Annotated in this window: 10 protein-coding genes and 1 other RNA gene; 3 read left to right on the forward strand and 8 right to left on the reverse strand. The window is 44.0% G+C overall.

All coding sequences use genetic code 11. The features are described from left to right. Positions 1-46 precede the first annotated feature (46 nt). Together DYH63_RS02580 and DYH63_RS02585 are read right to left on the reverse strand one after the other, a co-directional pair. Positions 47-472, reverse strand: coding sequence for a hypothetical protein (locus tag DYH63_RS02580; protein WP_162926902.1), 426 nt, complete (start codon positions 470-472; stop codon positions 47-49). Positions 473-534: 62 nt separating this feature from the next. Beyond that, entirely contained in the window at positions 535-1,587 is a 1,053-nt protein-coding gene (locus DYH63_RS02585; protein ID WP_116787311.1) for a glutaminyl-peptide cyclotransferase, read from the reverse strand. An 88-nt stretch (positions 1,588-1,675) separates the two neighbouring features. On the opposite strand from DYH63_RS02585, the gene ffs reads away from it, so the two are divergent. The 3 genes from ffs (at position 1,676) to fsa (ending at position 3,398) form a co-directional block, all read left to right on the forward strand. After that, positions 1,676-1,773: signal recognition particle sRNA small type (gene ffs / locus DYH63_RS02590), an RNA gene on the forward strand. A 129-nt stretch (positions 1,774-1,902) separates the two neighbouring features. Continuing rightward, a complete protein-coding gene (locus DYH63_RS02595; RefSeq protein WP_116790724.1) occupies positions 1,903-2,706 on the forward strand; it encodes an SDR family oxidoreductase in 804 nt (267 codons plus the stop codon). A gap of 35 nt (positions 2,707-2,741) precedes the next feature. Beyond that, positions 2,742-3,398, forward strand: coding sequence for a fructose-6-phosphate aldolase (gene fsa, locus DYH63_RS02600; protein WP_116787312.1), 657 nt, complete (start codon positions 2,742-2,744; stop codon positions 3,396-3,398). A gap of 437 nt (positions 3,399-3,835) precedes the next feature. Here fsa and DYH63_RS21720 read toward each other — a convergent pair whose 3' ends face one another. The 6 genes from DYH63_RS21720 to DYH63_RS02630 all read right to left on the reverse strand — a co-directional run bounded on the left by DYH63_RS21720 (position 3,836) and on the right by DYH63_RS02630 (position 15,960). Next, complete coding sequence (locus tag DYH63_RS21720; RefSeq protein WP_116787313.1) at positions 3,836-6,397, reverse strand: discoidin domain-containing protein; 2,562 nt, start codon at positions 6,395-6,397, stop codon at positions 3,836-3,838. Positions 6,398-6,503: 106 nt separating this feature from the next. After that, positions 6,504-8,621, reverse strand: a complete 2,118-nt coding sequence (locus DYH63_RS02610) for a glycoside hydrolase family 97 protein (RefSeq protein ID WP_116787314.1) — start codon at positions 8,619-8,621, stop codon at positions 6,504-6,506. A 21-nt stretch (positions 8,622-8,642) separates the two neighbouring features. Next, a complete protein-coding gene (locus tag DYH63_RS02615; protein ID WP_116787315.1) occupies positions 8,643-10,019 on the reverse strand; it encodes an alpha-amylase family glycosyl hydrolase in 1,377 nt (458 codons plus the stop codon). Between the two features lie 112 nt (positions 10,020-10,131). Next, entirely contained in the window at positions 10,132-11,184 is a 1,053-nt protein-coding gene (locus DYH63_RS02620; RefSeq protein WP_116787316.1) for a SusE domain-containing protein, read from the reverse strand. An 18-nt stretch (positions 11,185-11,202) separates the two neighbouring features. After that, positions 11,203-12,696 carry a RagB/SusD family nutrient uptake outer membrane protein gene (locus DYH63_RS02625; RefSeq protein ID WP_116787317.1) on the reverse strand — a complete coding sequence of 498 codons (1,494 nt, stop codon included), beginning with the start codon at positions 12,694-12,696 and terminating at the stop codon, positions 11,203-11,205. 9 nt (positions 12,697-12,705) lie between these two features. Continuing rightward, complete coding sequence (locus tag DYH63_RS02630) at positions 12,706-15,960, reverse strand: TonB-dependent receptor (protein ID WP_116787318.1); 3,255 nt, start codon at positions 15,958-15,960, stop codon at positions 12,706-12,708. Positions 15,961-16,035 lie beyond the last annotated feature (75 nt).

Here is a 16,035-nt window from a genome sequence, read left to right on the forward strand (position 1 = left end):
CTTGATATAAAAAATAAGGGCTGCCAATTGGCAGCCCTTATTTTTTTCATTTGCTAATGCTCTCCTTTAAAGTATTAGTATCTGGATCTACGTAAAATTCTTTGCTCACATATTCAAAAGATTGTGCAACTTCAGTACGTAAAAACTTTTGTTCTCGTTTATCCCAAGCCTTTCCATTGAGATATTCTACCTGATCTGCTACAAACCAATATATCATTTCCTTGTAATCTAACAATTTTGTAGGTATACGGCTTATTATTTCCTGATGTACTTCGTTCCAATCTCTACCGATATGACCTCTTAAAAACCGTACAAGTAGTCCGTAATTTATTTTACCATTATAGAATTTACCACTTGATTTAATAGCTTCATGCGAAGGAAGTGTTTCTAAGTCGACGTTTTTAAATAAATGCCGCTCGTCGCTATAGTCAAAACTGCCTACATAGGCTCTTTTGCTTCCCGAAGTTTTCATGCGACTAATTAGCCATCGTTTATTGTCATTCCTCATTTCTAAGAATTAAATCAACAGATAACCTATTCCTTAATTCTTATTTCAAACATCTTATCCCACAGTTTGCCTGTTATAAAAAATGTCTTTGTTTTAGGGTTGTAGGCAATACCGTTAAGCACATCCGTTTCCGGAGACTTGGTTATTTTGTTCAGCAGGTCTTTCATGTCCAGCATTCCCAGTACGCTGCCGGTTTCAGGGTCAACAACCACAATGGTGTTGGTCTGGTATACGTTTGCATAAATTTTACCGTCTACATATTCAAGCTCGTTCAGCTCTTTTGCCTTACGGCTTTCGGCATATACATTTACATACGATACCTCTTTAAGTGTTTCAGGATCCAGTTTGTATATCTTTTCAGAACCATCACTTTGGTACAGGTGTTTATCATCATGCGTAAGCCCCCAGCCCTGAATAGGTTTAAAGTACTGGAAATCCTTAATCTTGTTCAGGTTGCCGGCATTATATATAAAACCGGTGTTTTCTTTCCAGGTAAGCTGGTAGATCTTATCACCAAAAACAGTAACGCCTTCGCCAAAATATTTGCCGTCTATAGCTATCTGCTTGTATGCCTCGCCTGTTTTGTAATTGTTTTTGCGCAATACAGATTTGCCGTATTGTCCTGTACCCTCTACAAGCGTATCGTGGTAAAACTCCAGTCCCTGGGTGTATGAAGTAACATCATGCGGATAGGTATTTACAATTTCGTAGCTCAGTATTTTAGCCTTTGTACCGCTAATCACTTCTATCTGTCCGGTAGTCTCGGCATTTTCACCTTCATAATAAACCAGTGCCTTTATGGTCTGGTAGCCCAGTTTAGTGTCTTTAAGAGCAGCAGTAAGCTTTTCAGCGCCTTTTGCCGTACCCACTTTCTTATCATTAAGATAATATACAACAGAGTCTATTTGCTTTTTTTCGACGTTTACCACACCTAGCGGAACGCTTTCATCGGGCTTATACTGGCCTTTTATACCATCAAAATCTATGGCAAATAAATTATTTTTAGTTTCGTTATCGTCTTTGCAAGCGGTTAGTGTGGTTGCCAAAACTATGGCAGCTAACAGGTTATGTGTTTTCATTGATGTTAAAAATAGTAAAGCAATATACAACGGTATTTTATATTGGCAATAGGGCTTGCAAAAATTCAAAATGGTTGTATATTTGCAGCGGCAAGTCCTACACGACCAGCTCCTGCAGACTCCTCCAGGGTGGGAACACAGCAAAGGTATGTGGTTGAGCGGTGCGATGTAGGTCGCTTGCCATTTTTTTCTTCTTTTAGTCAAGGTCTCCGTCAGGGGATTTTTTTGTTTTCGGCCTATACCTTTGGTCAGACATTTCAGGAAATTAGGCAGTTTCAGGGTAAACCACTAATTTCGCATTTCATATCACAACAAATGAGCAAAGTAATTTTTATAACCGGCGGTTCGTCGGGCATTGGTAAATCAATAGGCGAATTTTTGCAGGATAAAGGCTATACCGTTTTTGGCACCAGCCGAAACCCGGAGAAGATAAAAGATTCTAAATTCCCACTGGTAGCTATGGATGTGCGCAGTGCCGAGAGCATTAGCATGGCCGTGGCGCAGGTTATTGCAAAAGCAGGCACTATAGATGTACTGGTAAACAATGCGGGTGTAGGTATTACCGGCCCGGTTGAAGAAATTCCCACAGCAGAAATGCGTAACCATTTTGAGGTAAACTTCTTTGGCCCTATTGAGGTTATGAAGGCAGTATTACCACAAATGCGTATTCAAAAAAGCGGACTAATTATAAATATTACCAGTATTGCGGGCTATATGGGGTTACCTTACAGGGGCATTTATTCTGCTGCCAAAGGGGCTTTGGAGTTAGTTACCGAGGCATTACGCATGGAGGTTAAAGGTCACGGTATTACTATAACCAGTGCAGCACCCGGCGATTTTGCGACCAATATTGCTTCGGGGCGTTATCATGCTCCGGTAATTACAGGATCTCCTTATGAGGTGCCTTATGGCAATACTCTAAAAGAACTTAATGAGCACGTAGACGGCGGTAGCAACCCGCTGGAAATGGCTGAGGCCGTGTATGCCATAATGAAAACCCCTAACCCTAATGTACACTACAAAGTAGGCGTTTTTATGCAAAAATTCTCGATAGTGCTTAAAAGGGTACTGCCGGACAAAATGTATGAAAAAATGCTTATGAACCATTATAAATTGTAATTTCACACTGAATATTCAAACATAAATAATACGACATGAAATTTTTTATTGATACAGCAAACCTTGCACAGATTAAAGAAGCACAGGAACTTGGCGTTTTAGATGGCGTAACTACAAACCCGTCGCTTATGGCAAAAGAAGGCATTAGCGGTAAAGACAATATACTTAAGCATTACGTAGACATTTGCGAACTTGTGGATGGTGATGTAAGCGCCGAAGTTATTGCGCTTGACTTTGAGGGTATGGTACGCGAAGGCGAAGAACTGGCCGAACTTCATGAGCAGATCGTAGTAAAGCTTCCACTTACAAAAGAGGGTATTAAAGCGTGTAAATATTTTTCTGACAGGGGTATCAAAACCAATGTAACTCTTGTGTTCTCTGCCGGACAGGCACTACTTGCTGCTAAGGCAGGTGCTACTTATGTATCGCCATTTATAGGCCGTCTTGACGATATTTCTACAGACGGACTTAACCTTATCGAAGAGATTCGTGAAATCTATGACAACTATGGTTACGAAACTGAGATACTTGCTGCCTCTGTACGCCACACCATGCACATTGTAAACTGTGCTAAAATAGGTGCAGATGTTATTACTGGCCCGCTTAGCGCCATTGCCGGACTGCTTAAGCACCCGCTTACAGATCTTGGACTTGCGCAGTTTCTTGCGGATTATGCTAAAGGAAACCAGTAATTACTGAACAGTATATATTTAAAATGGCATCCGTTTCCGGATGCCATTTTTTTATCTGGTTGAGTGAAATTCCTCCTTTGGGGCTATCTTGAGGACACATCTTTTTAGTCCGTTCCCCAGCCCTCCGCAAAGAGGAACGAGTAGTTACATTCAGATATCTTGGCAACGATTTAAGTTCATTTTATGACTAATTGTTGCGTACTGTACCCGTTCTCGGCTCCCCTCTCCTTCGGAGAGGGGTTGGGGGTGAGGCCTATAGGTGGCTCTGTGTCCTTCCGCCAAGGGCGGCTTACCTTGTGCTCTCCGTGTTTTAACCTTTGTGCCCTCCGTGGTAAAATTTGGAGTAAATTCAAATACAAAATAAACTTAAAAAGCTGCCCTTTCAGGCAGCTTCAAAAACTCAAAAAAAACTAACGCATTGTATGTCTTGTAAACAATTAATTTTTTACAAGCTTTATGGTTTGCACTGCATCGCCAGTAGAAATTTTTGCCATATAAATACCGGAACTAAGTTGTGAGGCATCTACAATTGCGGTAGTACCTTTAGGGCTTATATTCATTACTACCTTACCGCTTATGTCTACAACCTGAATGCTGTTTATAGCACCATTTGCAGCAGTAATGTTCCATATGTTGCTGGCAGGGTTAGGGTAGGCCGTGATATTTTGACGATTGAATATTGTTGTACTTAGCGCTGTTATTTCGCGTGTAGTAGTACTCTGCCTGCTACAGTTAGTAACGGTTAATGTTACAGTATAAGGGCCTGCACCTGTAAACTGGTGCTCAGGATTTTGCTCTGTTGAGGTTGCACCATCACCAAAGTTCCATTCATAAGACTGCCCGTTTACAGATGTATTTGTAAAAGCAACCATATTACCAGCTGACTGAAAAGTAAAGGCTGCTGACGGGTCGTAAGCGCCTACATTCCATGCAGCAAGATTATCATATACAATAGCTTTTACAACCGCCTTGATCTGGTTAGCTACAGTTGCACCTAATATGCTTGTATTGTATGTAATTAAAGTTGGGTCTTTGCGGAAAAGAACCGTATAAAATGTAACCGCAGATACATAAGTACCCGCTAAAGTAGGGTGACTCTCATCTTCAACATACAATTCAATTTCAGGATGCAACTGCCTTAATTCGCGGCGCACACGTCCTACCGGAGAGATGGTGCCCTGGTTATCATTAGCCATCTGGGTATAACGTTGCTGTAAACGGTCATCCATACCCTCATAAGTACATACTTCAGGAATAGTAGGGCAGTTTTGTGCATCGCCATTCTTGCGACCCCATGTCTGGTAAAAAAATAGTTCAGTACAAGGGCTGTATTGACGTGCCATATCGGCAAGTTGTGCAGCAAAAGCATACGTATGGGTTTGCACATAAGCATCGTCAAGAGCCGGGCGCTGGCTGTGGTCCTGTAGTACTACATAATCCCAGCCGCCACGCTGTAATGCGCCTGTGGTTCCGGTACTCTGAAAATGCTCTTCCAGGCTTGTACCGCCCACAGTATAGCTTGATGCCTTAATTTTATCGCCTACAGATGCTGCCACATTTTTTACCATAGTAGGTAAATTATTGTAGTAGGTGTAGCTGTTACCAATAAACAATATCTGTTTTGCACTATCGGGTACAATAGGGGTGCCACATACATTAACTTCATAAATAGCATACCCATATTGCGTGTTTGGAGTAACGCCATCTATTTTTATATATCGGTACTGTGTATCAATGTTCTCTATGGCATCAATGCGTGCGCCATATGCCATATTTGTTTTTTCAGAAATGTTGGTCCATGTAGTACCATCTGCAGATCCGCGTAAAAAGTAATCTTTAGCACTATAGTTATCCCATGTTATAGATACCGCACTTACCGTAGTTTGTGTGCCCAGGTCGAGCGTTATGCTTTGTGCTCCGGCAGCAGTACTTTCCCAGCGGGATCCGGCATTTCCGTCTGTGGCAAGAGCAGCATTTCCGGTAGAGGCTGAAGCCGAAACAGCAGGTATTAAGGTGCATTCCGGGGCAACATTAGCACCAATCGGGGTTCCAAAGCTGTATGCGCCTGTAAGCCTGTTTAAGGTTATGCTATAGGTACCGGCAGGAATATTGATATCAATGCCCGCTTGTGAGCCGTATCCTAACGGAAAGCCGCCATCGCCGCCCCACTGTACATTCCAGTTATTATCCTGGCGGAATTTTACCGCTCCGCTGGTAAGGGTAATGCTGTTTATTACATAATGTATACCATCTACAGATGTAAATACGTGTGTATCTGTTTGTGGGTCTGCCGGCCAGCCTTGTGGTGTGCCGCTGCCTACTATGGCAATGGTGCGGTAATTAAAAGCATACTCCAGTGTGGTAAGGTTAAACGATATATTATATATATCGTTTGCGACAGCAAGCGCACCGGCACCATCAGAAACGGCTGTACCAGAAGGGAATGTTTGTGGTTCCCAGTTTCCGGCAGGCCAGTCGTGGTTTTTACGGAATTTAACGGCGCCGTTAATGGTAACACCGTTGCGTGAATAATGAACACCATCTGTAGTACCAAGGTCAATATCAGTATTCCAGTCTTCAGGGCCTGTGCCTACACCGGGGCCTATAAGGCTGACGATAGGGTAGAGGCTAGATGCAGAAAAGTTATAGGCCAGCGTAGTGCTGTTAAACGTTACATTGTAAACACCAATAGGCGTTGTAATGTTAGTCTGGCTGTCAAATACACCAGTGCCCGATGGAAATGCACCTCCGGCAGGGGCACCCCAGTTGTTAGCCCATGAGTTTGCCACCCTGAACTTTACAGAACCGTTAAAGGTTACTAAGTTGTTGATACTCCAATGTATGCCATCGGTACTTGTCATTTGGTGTGCGTCAATTTCGCCCGCAGCACCGGTAGGCCATCCGCCTACGCCGTTACCTACTATGGCCATAGATGCATACTGCGCATTTACGAGCGTTATGGCCATAAGAGATACTACCAAAAAAATAATTTTTTTCATGGTCTCAAAATTTAAGGTTGATAATAAAATGAGGTTTGGTAAATAAACCCATCCTTAAAATTATAAGCCGAAGCAAAAACAGTAAGGATGGGGTATGTGAAAAAGGTTATTTCACACTGATTGCAAAGCCACCACCCGGGGCAACATATTGCTTAAGTTTTGTTTTAGAAGTTACGGTTACTTCTTTAATAGTATAGTTTTGTTGCTTGCCATTCCAGGCAGCATCAGGGGCATCGGCATATACTTTAGCCGTATATTTTTTACCTTTTGGCAAAAAGCTGAAGTCGATGGTTGCTGTACGGCTGTTCTCGTCAGCAACACTGCCTACAAACCATTCGTCCTTGGCTTTTGCCTTACGGGCAATGGTAATGTAATCGCCCGGCTCTGCCTCAATTACCCAGGTATTATCCCAGTCTACCGCTACATCTTTAATAAACTGGAACGCATCGGGAAAACGCTCATAGTTAGAGGGTAGGTCGGCAGCCATTTGCAGTGGGCTGTACATGGTTACATAATAGGCAAGCTGCTTGGCAAGCGTAGTGTTTACATGTTGTTTGCTGCCTGTACCGTAAAAGCCCAGGTCAAGCTGAAAGATACCCGGTGTAAAATCCATAGGGCCGCCCATAAGGCGTGTAAATGGCAGTATGGTAGTATGCTCAGGATTTAGCCCACCCATTGCTTCAAACTCAGTACCGCGTGCACTTTCCTGCGCTATCCAGTTAGGGTAGGTGCGGTTAAGCCCTGTAGGGCGCACTGCTTCGTGGCTGTTTACCATAATACCATAATCAGCAGCACGTTCTGCTACGTGAATGTAATGGTTAACCATCCACTGGCTGTCGTGGTGTTCGCCGCGCGGAATTATAGAACCCACATATCCTGTTTTAACAGCGGTATAGCCATTGTCTTTCATAAACTGGAATGCCCTGTCTAACCTGCGCTCATAGTTTGTAGCAGATCCTGATGTTTCATGGTGCATAATAATCTTAACACCTTTTGATTCGGCATAGCGTTTAAGCTCTTTTACATCAAAATCTGGATACGGGGTTACAAAGTCAAAAACTTCTTCTTTCCAGTGGCCTATCCAGTCTTCCCAGCCTACGTTCCAGCCTTCTACAAGTACGCCGTCAAAGCCGTTTTTAGCAGCAAAGTCAATATACTCTTTAACGCGTGCGGTAGTAGCACCGTGTTTGCCGTTTGGTGTCAGCTTGCTGAAATCATCCGTAAGTTTTACGTTGTTTTCTTTTCCGTATGCCCAGGTGCTGCGGCCTGCTACAAAGTATTCCCACCAAACGCCTATGTATTTTACAGGCTTAATAAAGCTTACATCTTTGTATTTTGTAGGCTCGTTAAGGTTAAGTATTAGTTTTGACGCTAAAATATCAGTAGCCTTGTCGCTTACTACTATAGTACGCCAAGGTGTTTGCGCATCGGTTTGCATATAGCCTTTATTGCCTACGGCATCCGGGGTAAGGTGTACGCTAAATTTCTGTTTGGCAGCATCTACATTAAGGCTCATTGCCGGATAGTTGATAAGTGCCGCTTCGTGAATGTTGATGTACAGCCCGTCTGCCGATTTCATCATACTTGGCGTTTGCACCGATGGATTGGCAATAGGCATCTGCGCACTGATCTCTACTGTAGCCTTTTTTTGAAGACCCGGTATTTCAGATATCTTAGAGGTGGTGTACGGATACTCGTTAGTATCATAGTCGCCCGGGATCCAGAAAATTTTATGGTCACCGGCAAGCTGAAACTCCGTTACCTCTTCTTTTACCACAAAGTAGCTCAGGTCGTTTTGCTTAGGAAATTCATACCTGAAACCAAGCCCGTCGTTAAACACCCTGAAGCGTAGCCTGATGTAGCGATTGTTGTTTTTTGGCTGTGCCAGTGTAACCAGTAACTCATTATAATTGTTGCGAATGGTTTTTTGCTCGCCCATTACAGGTTCCCAGTTAAGGTCTACCGTGCTTTGCTGGCTGTCTTTAATAGTAAAACCATCTGTAAACGGGGCTACATCTTTAGTATCAATACCCAGGCGGCTGGTTTTTACTACCGGTTTGCCTTTATAGGTAAGGGTGTACACGGGAATGCCACCTTCCTGCAGCTTAAAATCAAGCGACAGGTTCTTATCCGGAGATGTAACGGTTTGGGCTACTGCCACTACCTGTACAAACAACACGGCAAGGGCTATAAAAAAACGTTTTTGATTTGGGTTGAAATTCATTTGGGCGGGTATTATTTAGTTTTAGTTTTTCAGTATCATGTACTGGAACGGTGCAAGCTGTATGTTAGACAGCGTTCCTGCCGAAGTACCTGTAAGGCCATCTGTCCAGCTTATGGCAGCAAGCGGTGCAGGCAGTAAATAATTAGTATTTGCATTAGTAATGTTTACCAGTACCAGTACCTTTTCATTGCCCTTTGCCATAGTAAATGCACTTACAGCATTGCTGCTGTACCCTGTATACTCGCCGGTTTTAACGGCAGCGCTGGTTTTGCGGAATGCAATGATTTTTTTGTACTCTGCAAGCATATCGTTATTCGGGCTACTCCAGTCTATAGGGCGGTTATTAAGAAAATCGATGCGTGGTGCATAGCCCACTTCCTGAGCGTTATAGACCATCGGAACCGATTTCATATACGAAGCGATGACAAAAGCAGCGATCGAACCTTTGTTTCCTTTAAATAATTCTATTGGCGAACCGTCGCTCAGGTTTACGTCATGGTTTGTAGTGTAGCGTACAATGCGGTTTGCCGGATTGTAGTTTGTGCCATACTCTGCAGCGCTGGCATCCTGTATTGCAGTAGCAGGCTTGTTATCATGAAACATTGCTTCCATAGCGCTAAAGAACCCAAAACCAAACGTATAGTCAAAACCTGCGTAGAAATGGTTTATCCTTGAACCCTCGGCAAGCATTAGCAGTTTATGGTTTTTAATACCGCGTAACGATGTAATGGCTTCACTCCAAAAGCTTTGCGGAACAAAATCAGCCGCATCACAACGGAAACCGTCAATATTAGCATTGTAAACCCAGTAGTGCATGGCATCAATAAGGCCGGCACGCATATCTTTATTGGTAAAGTCAAGCTGTGCCACGTCTGCCCAGTTGGTTCCCGGCGGGCTAATAATGTTTCCGTTTTCATCCTGCTGGTACCAGTCTTTATGTTCTGATGTCCAGGCATTGTCAAAGGCGGTATGGTTAGCCACCCAGTCCAGCATTACGGCCATGCCGCGGCTGTGCGCCTCGTTTACAAGTGTGCGCAGGTCTTCTAAATTACCCATAGACGGGTTAATGGCTTTATAATCTTTTACAGCATAAGGAGAACCTGCCGCACCTGCTGCATTTACTGTACCAATAGGGTAAATGGGCATAAGATAGACCACATTTGCGCCTAAGTCTTTAATATAGTCCAGCCTTGCTGTAACCTCAGATAATTTTCCGTTAGCACCAAAAGAGCGCACGTTAACCTGGTAAATAACAGCATCTTCTTTAGCCGGCATTGCGGCAAATGTTTCGCCCCACTGCTCGTATGGCGAAGGTGTACTGTGGTTATCGTCGCTGTTGCACGCCACTAATGACGGAACAGTAACCATAAAAAGTAATATGTTGAAAAATAACTTCATCGTTAATATTTTTATTTGAGTGAAAGATGGTAATGGCAGCACCCCTCTGCCCATAGAGGGATGCCTTTTTAACCCAAAAAAACTGAAATGATCTTATGTGTCTGCCATTACATTATTGTAGTGTAACCGAGTATGTTGCTGTAGCAGGATTGGCATTTACGACAAAGGTAACCTTGTATGTACCTGCCGCTGTAACATTATGCGCGCCCTGGTTATCAAAGTACATTACCGTTCCGTTTGCATCGGTGCCGTAGTTTACTGCCCAGGCATCATTAAGCCTGAATTTAAGCGCCCCCGAAATTAAATCTCCCGTCCATGTCCAGTAATGGTTTTGGTAATCCCATGCCATATCGGTATCATTATCCCATTGGCCCGGTGTTGCCGTACCTATAATACCAAATGCATATGGCGTAAGGGTATATGTAAGGTTATTAAGGTTTACGGTAATTTGGTAAGTACCTGCTGCCGGAGCCGCAAGGTTTGTGGTAGTAGTACCTAGTGCAAAGTTTCCATTGGCATCGTTGCCATAGGGGTTTTCCCAGTTAGGCTCTGTCGTGAATTTAAATTCAAGCTGTCCTGCAGGAAAGGTAAGAAATCCCTGAAAAACGCCATTTTCTATTGCTGAAAGGGTAGCGGCAGTCGCCGGATTCCAGCCCTGATACCCGCCCGGCACATAAATTTCGGTAAGTGTTATTACCTCTACAAATGGAGTAACAGTAAGGGTTATACCGTGAGAATATACGGTACGGTCCATAGTAGCAGCAACGCGCACTACCAGCCCACCGGCTACATCCTGCGGTAAGCCTAGGTCTAATGCTAAGGCATTAAGATCGGCACCGGTAAATGATTTGCTTAGTACATCTTCGCCTACGGCAAAATTTTTAGCATTGGCCCAGGCCGCAGTACCTATGGTATCGGCAGGGATATCTATTTGCAGGGCGTAAGTAACCGGAGCATCAATAGGGAAGCTTACTTCCGGCCATGATATGGTAGTTACGGTTTCATATTTATTTGCAGGCGTAAGCACCACAGTATTAGGCGTGGCAGTAAGCCCTTCACTAAACGATACGGCAGCCAGCGTTGTAAGCGGCTCATCGTCCTGGCAGGAAACTGCGAGCATGCCCAGTGTGCATACAAGTAACAGTTTGCTTATATATTTTTTCATTATAATAATAGTTAGAGGTTAGTAGCCCTGGTTTTGTACTAAGTTGTGGTTAGCATCAAGCGCTGAGGTAGGGATAGGGAAAAGTTTCCTGTAATCTTGTGATGCACCCCTGAAAAGGTTTGCATTAAGAAACGTACCAAAACGAATCATGTCCTGCCTGCGGTGGCCTTCCCAGTTCAGTTCAAAACCACGCTCATTATAAATGTCAGTCAGCGTAGGGTTAGCAGCCAGTGCTGTAAGTCCGGCACGTTCGCGCACCTGGTCTACAAAAGGCTTTGCTGCACCTGCATTGCCCAGGTGTACATTACACTCAGCAATCATTAACAATATATCTGCATAACGGTAAATAGGGAAATCGTTACTTGCACCACCGCCATCGGCAGTTCCGGCAGGGTAAAATTTCACACAGCGCACACCCGCCTGCGGTGGAGCACCCGGATTATCAAGAGATGATACTTCCAGCGTATAGTTAACGCCACCACCCTGGTCGCCAATTAAAAACTGTTTGATGCGGGTATCGTTAGCGTTGTATTTCTGGTAAAAATCTTTTGGTACGATAGTACCGTTCCAGCCGCTATAACCAAACAACGCCTGCCCATGAGAGCCAAACAGCGTGCGTACACCATATATATTGCGCGACACCACGTTAACTGATGCGTACATAGAAAGAATGGTTTCATCTCCCGGATTAGTATCGCCAAAAAGTTCGTAGTATTTAGAACCCAACGGGTTTGCACTGTCTGCTGCCCCGGTGTGCAGGCTAAAGCCACCTTCGGTTACTTTGTTACAGGCCGTAAGGGCTTCCTGCCAGCGTGCCGTACCGGTATAAACCTCAGCATTAAGGTATACTTTAGCCAGTAGGGTATAACCAGCCCATTTATTAAACCTGCCGTAGTAAGCGCCACCTTTTGTATCGCTTAGCTTGTCTACGTTCTGGGTAAGCTCTGTTACAATAAAGTCGTAGATTTCCTGGCGGCTGGCCTGTGGTATCTGGTCTACTGTAATGTTATTTGTAGTATAAAAAGGCACACTGCCCCAGTCATCCATCAATAAGTAGTAGAAGAAAGCGCGCAGTACTCGTGCCTCGGCAATCTTGGCAGGCTCTGCATGGCCGTCTTCCAGTAGCTGTACCGCAAGGTTAGCACTAAATATCGATTTATAAAGCCAGTTCCACGTATTGCCAATCATGGCATCTGTAGGCAGCCACTGGTGTTTATAAAGTCGTGCAAAATCCAGCTGCCAGTCGCCCGTGTTGCGGTGAGGTATTACCTGCTCATCGGCACACATGGTATTAAGGTCATACCAGCCGTTATCAGCACCGGCATATCCTACGCCACCCCAGTTACCTGCTACCTGGTTGTATATACTTGCCAGTGCCACATCAGATCCTTGTGCAGAACCGTAAAAATCGTCTGCGGTATATTTGTCATACACCGTTTCGTCTATATTAGTACAGCCTGTAAGCAGTAATAAAAAGGTAACTGCCAGGATGCTTATATTTTTAAATTTCATAGTCATAGCTTATTTAAATTTTACATTCAGGCCAAAGGCAATGCTCCTTGTACGTGGGTAAATACCATTGTCTCCACCGCCGGTACTGCCACCGCTAAAGTTCATTTCGGGGTCAAGGCCGGTGTACTTGGTTATCAATACCAGGTTATTGCCCGTAAGCGATAACCTTAACGACTCCAGGTATTTTACATCTTTAAAGTTAAAGCTGTAGCCCAGTGTAGCATTGTCAAGCCTTATGAATGAGGCATCTTCCAGCCAAAGGTCAGAGCCATATTGCGAAGTATACAGCCCAAGCGGTACAGCGCTTTGCAGGATGTTAGACCTACCGATGTTTTCGGTATAGCTGAGTACAGACCTTATGCTGTTGTAAATTTTGTTACCGCCAGATCCTCTCCAAAGCATAGAGAAGTCAAGGTTTTTGTACTGTATGCGTGGGTTAAAGCCAAACGTATATTTAGGCAGTGTCTGCCCGCTAAGCCTCCTGTCTGCACTGGTATTGCCCTGGTCTATGTTACCATCTCCATTTACATCGAGTACCGTTTCTGCATTTTGGGCATCTTTACCGGTGTGGTGCAGTATATTAAATACACCTATAGGCTGGCCTTCTATCAGGTAAGCATTAGAGCCCCACGATACATTATTTGTATTAAGGGGTACACCATTAATGCTTCCGCTAAGGCTAAGTACCTTGTTTTGCAAAAATGAGGCGTTACCTGCAATGGTAAGTGTCAGATCTTCTTTCCTGATAAGGTCGTAACCTAAAGATACCTCAAGGCCTTTATTTTCAAGACTGCCCACGTTTGCCATAATGGTAGAATATGGGAATGGTGGTTGTGGTACTGTATAGTTAAACAAAAGATTATCTGTCACGGCCCTGTACACATCTACCGTACCGCGAAGCCTGTTGTCAAGTAAAGCAAAGTCTACACCTATGTTGGTTTGTTTTTTGGTTTCCCACTTAAGGTCGGCATTGGCATTTTGCCTTATTTCGTAGTTAGGTATTGTGGCGCCACCAAAATAAGTGGTACCGCTGGACTGTACTAACGAAAGCGAACCCTGTGGCCCAAGGCCCTGCTGGTTACCCGTAACACCGTAGCCGCCGCGTAGTTTTAATTCGTTAAAAAGTTTTTGGTTTGCCATGAATGGCTCCTGGTCTATTTGCCATCCTACAGATGCCGACGGAAAGTTACCCCACTTATTATTAGCCCCAAATACTGATGAGCCATCGCGCCTTAAACTGGCAGTAAACAGGTAGCGGTCTTTAAAGGTATAATTTGCACGCCCAAGGAATGATACCAGGGTACGGTCGTTTTTATATGATGAGATATCGCCCGGAAGTACTTTACTTACATCACCCAGCTGTAGCGCGTTAAAGGTCTGGGAATCGTTTATAAAGCCACGTGCCTGGGCAAACATACCCATATACGTTTGGTTTTGCCATTCGTATAAGCCCAGTACATTAAGGCTGTGTGCTCCAAAAACCTTAGCATAAGTAAGGCTCATGTTCATAAGCTTCTCATTGGTCTTGTTATTTCGTACGTTGGCAAAACCTTTCTGGTCAATGGCATAAGCACTGGTAGAGGATACCGGCTGGAAATACCCCTCGCTATAATCAGTTTTTCTCCAGCTGCCAAACCATCCGGCTGTAAGTCCGTCTACAATGTCAAGGTCTGCCTTAAAGCTCCCGAAGAGGTTATTAAGCTCTGTCTGGTCTACAACGGTTTGGGTTACCGCATAGGGGTTAAGGTACTGAAATACGTTAGGATCTGTATAATATGAACCATCGGTATTAAAAATAGGATCGGTAGGGCGCATGCCATAGGCGTTGCTTATAAGGTTAGAGCTAAATGATGCCCGGCCTATGCTCTGTACCATCATGTTACCTTCATTAATACCGCTGGTAAGGTTAAAAGCCATCCTTAATTTACCATCAAGTGCTTTTTGGTTTACATTGATGCGGCCAATGTATTTTTGGTTATCGTTCTTTATTACCACACCATTTTGTAATATGGCCGTTAATGATGCACGATAGTTAAAGGTATCTGTACCGCCGCCAAAAGACAGGTTATAGTTTTGCGTAGCGCCCGTGCGGGTAAGTATGTCAAACCAGTCGGTATTAGCGCCATGGTTAGCCGATGCCGGTACGCCGGTTTCCTGTGCTACCTTCCACCACTCGTTAGCATCCAGCATATCCAGTTTTTTAGGTATCATGTCAAAAGATGTTGTGGCATTAAATTCTACCGTAGTAGTGCCTGCCTTACTTCTTTTTGTGGTAACAATAATAACCCCTGGTGCACCACGGCTACCGTATATGGCTGTTGCCGATGCGTCTTTGAGTACGTCTATGCTTTCTATGTCGCTTGGTGCTATCTGGTTTAGCAGGTCCATATTACCCTGTATACCGTCTACTACTATAAGCGGGTCGCTGCCACCTATAAGCGAAGACACGCCACGTATCCTTACACTTGGTGCACTGCCGGGTTCACTACCGGTCTGGTTAATGTTTACACCGGCAAGTTTACCACCTATTAGTTGTAATGGGTTTGTTATTGCACCCTGGTTCATGTCTTTTGCTGCGATAGAAGATACCGCACCGGTTATGTCTCTGCGCTTTGCAGTGCCATAGCCAATAACCACCACTTCATTAAGTTCGGACACGTTTGGGGTAAGGGCAATTACCTGAGGCACCTGGCCGGCTTTTATCTTTTTATCCATATAGCTTACATAGCTAATAACGATAACGGCATCAGTACTGGCCACATTAATTTCGAAGTTACCGTCCATATCGGTAGTAACTACATTGCGGGTGCCTTCTTCCATAACATTGGCACCGGGTAAGGGCAGGCCGTTCTCATCGGTAACCTTACCTTTTATGGGCTCCATGTAATACCCAACATTTATTTTACCCAAGGGCTTTTTGAGAATAATTTGTGTACCGCGTACCTTAAAATCGATACTGGTGCCTTTAAATATTTTTTCGAGCACGGCGGCTATTTCTTTATCCTTAACTTTTATAGAAATGGTGCGTCCCAGGTCTATGTCGCTAATATTGTAGATAAAACGGAAGTCAGTTTTTTGCTCAATGGTCTCAATAACCTTTTCTACAGAAGAGTTGTTCAGGTCGAGGCTCACCTTGCCCTGGGCATAGGTACCTGCCTTTACTGTAAACATTGCGACCAAAAAAAACAGGGTAGTAAGTTTCAATTTGAGGTCAATTTTAAACATAGGGAGTTCAGCCCCAATGCTGTTTGGGTTTTTTTTCATACGTTTGTAATAGATTGTGTTAATCCTTATTAGTTGCAATCATCAGTCAATCGGAATTTGTTCGCAGCATTTTCC

Origin of the sequence: Flavobacterium psychrotrophum (assembly GCF_003403075.1) — a bacterium.
GTDB classification, from domain to species: domain Bacteria; phylum Bacteroidota; class Bacteroidia; order Flavobacteriales; family Flavobacteriaceae; genus Flavobacterium; species Flavobacterium psychrotrophum.

Excerpts from the sequence above, each read along its gene's own strand:
- DYH63_RS21720 (WP_116787313.1), bottom strand. The coding sequence starts at position 6,397 with ATGAAAAAAATTATTTTTTTGGTAGTATCTCTTATGGCCATAACGCTC.
- DYH63_RS02625 (WP_116787317.1), bottom strand. The coding sequence starts at position 12,696 with ATGAAATTTAAAAATATAAGCATCCTGGCAGTTACCTTTTTATTACTG.
- DYH63_RS02620 (WP_116787316.1), bottom strand. The coding sequence starts at position 11,184 with ATGAAAAAATATATAAGCAAACTGTTACTTGTATGCACACTGGGCATG.
- DYH63_RS02585 (WP_116787311.1), bottom strand. The coding sequence starts at position 1,587 with ATGAAAACACATAACCTGTTAGCTGCCATAGTTTTGGCAACCACACTA.
- DYH63_RS02610 (WP_116787314.1), bottom strand. The coding sequence starts at position 8,621 with ATGAATTTCAACCCAAATCAAAAACGTTTTTTTATAGCCCTTGCCGTG.
- DYH63_RS02615 (WP_116787315.1), bottom strand. The coding sequence starts at position 10,019 with ATGAAGTTATTTTTCAACATATTACTTTTTATGGTTACTGTTCCGTCA.
- DYH63_RS02630 (WP_116787318.1), bottom strand. The coding sequence starts at position 15,960 with ATGAAAAAAAACCCAAACAGCATTGGGGCTGAACTCCCTATGTTTAAA.
- fsa (WP_116787312.1), top strand. The coding sequence starts at position 2,742 with ATGAAATTTTTTATTGATACAGCAAACCTTGCACAGATTAAAGAAGCA.
- DYH63_RS02580 (WP_162926902.1), bottom strand. The coding sequence starts at position 472 with ATGAAAACTTCGGGAAGCAAAAGAGCCTATGTAGGCAGTTTTGACTAT.
- DYH63_RS02595 (WP_116790724.1), top strand. The coding sequence starts at position 1,903 with ATGAGCAAAGTAATTTTTATAACCGGCGGTTCGTCGGGCATTGGTAAA.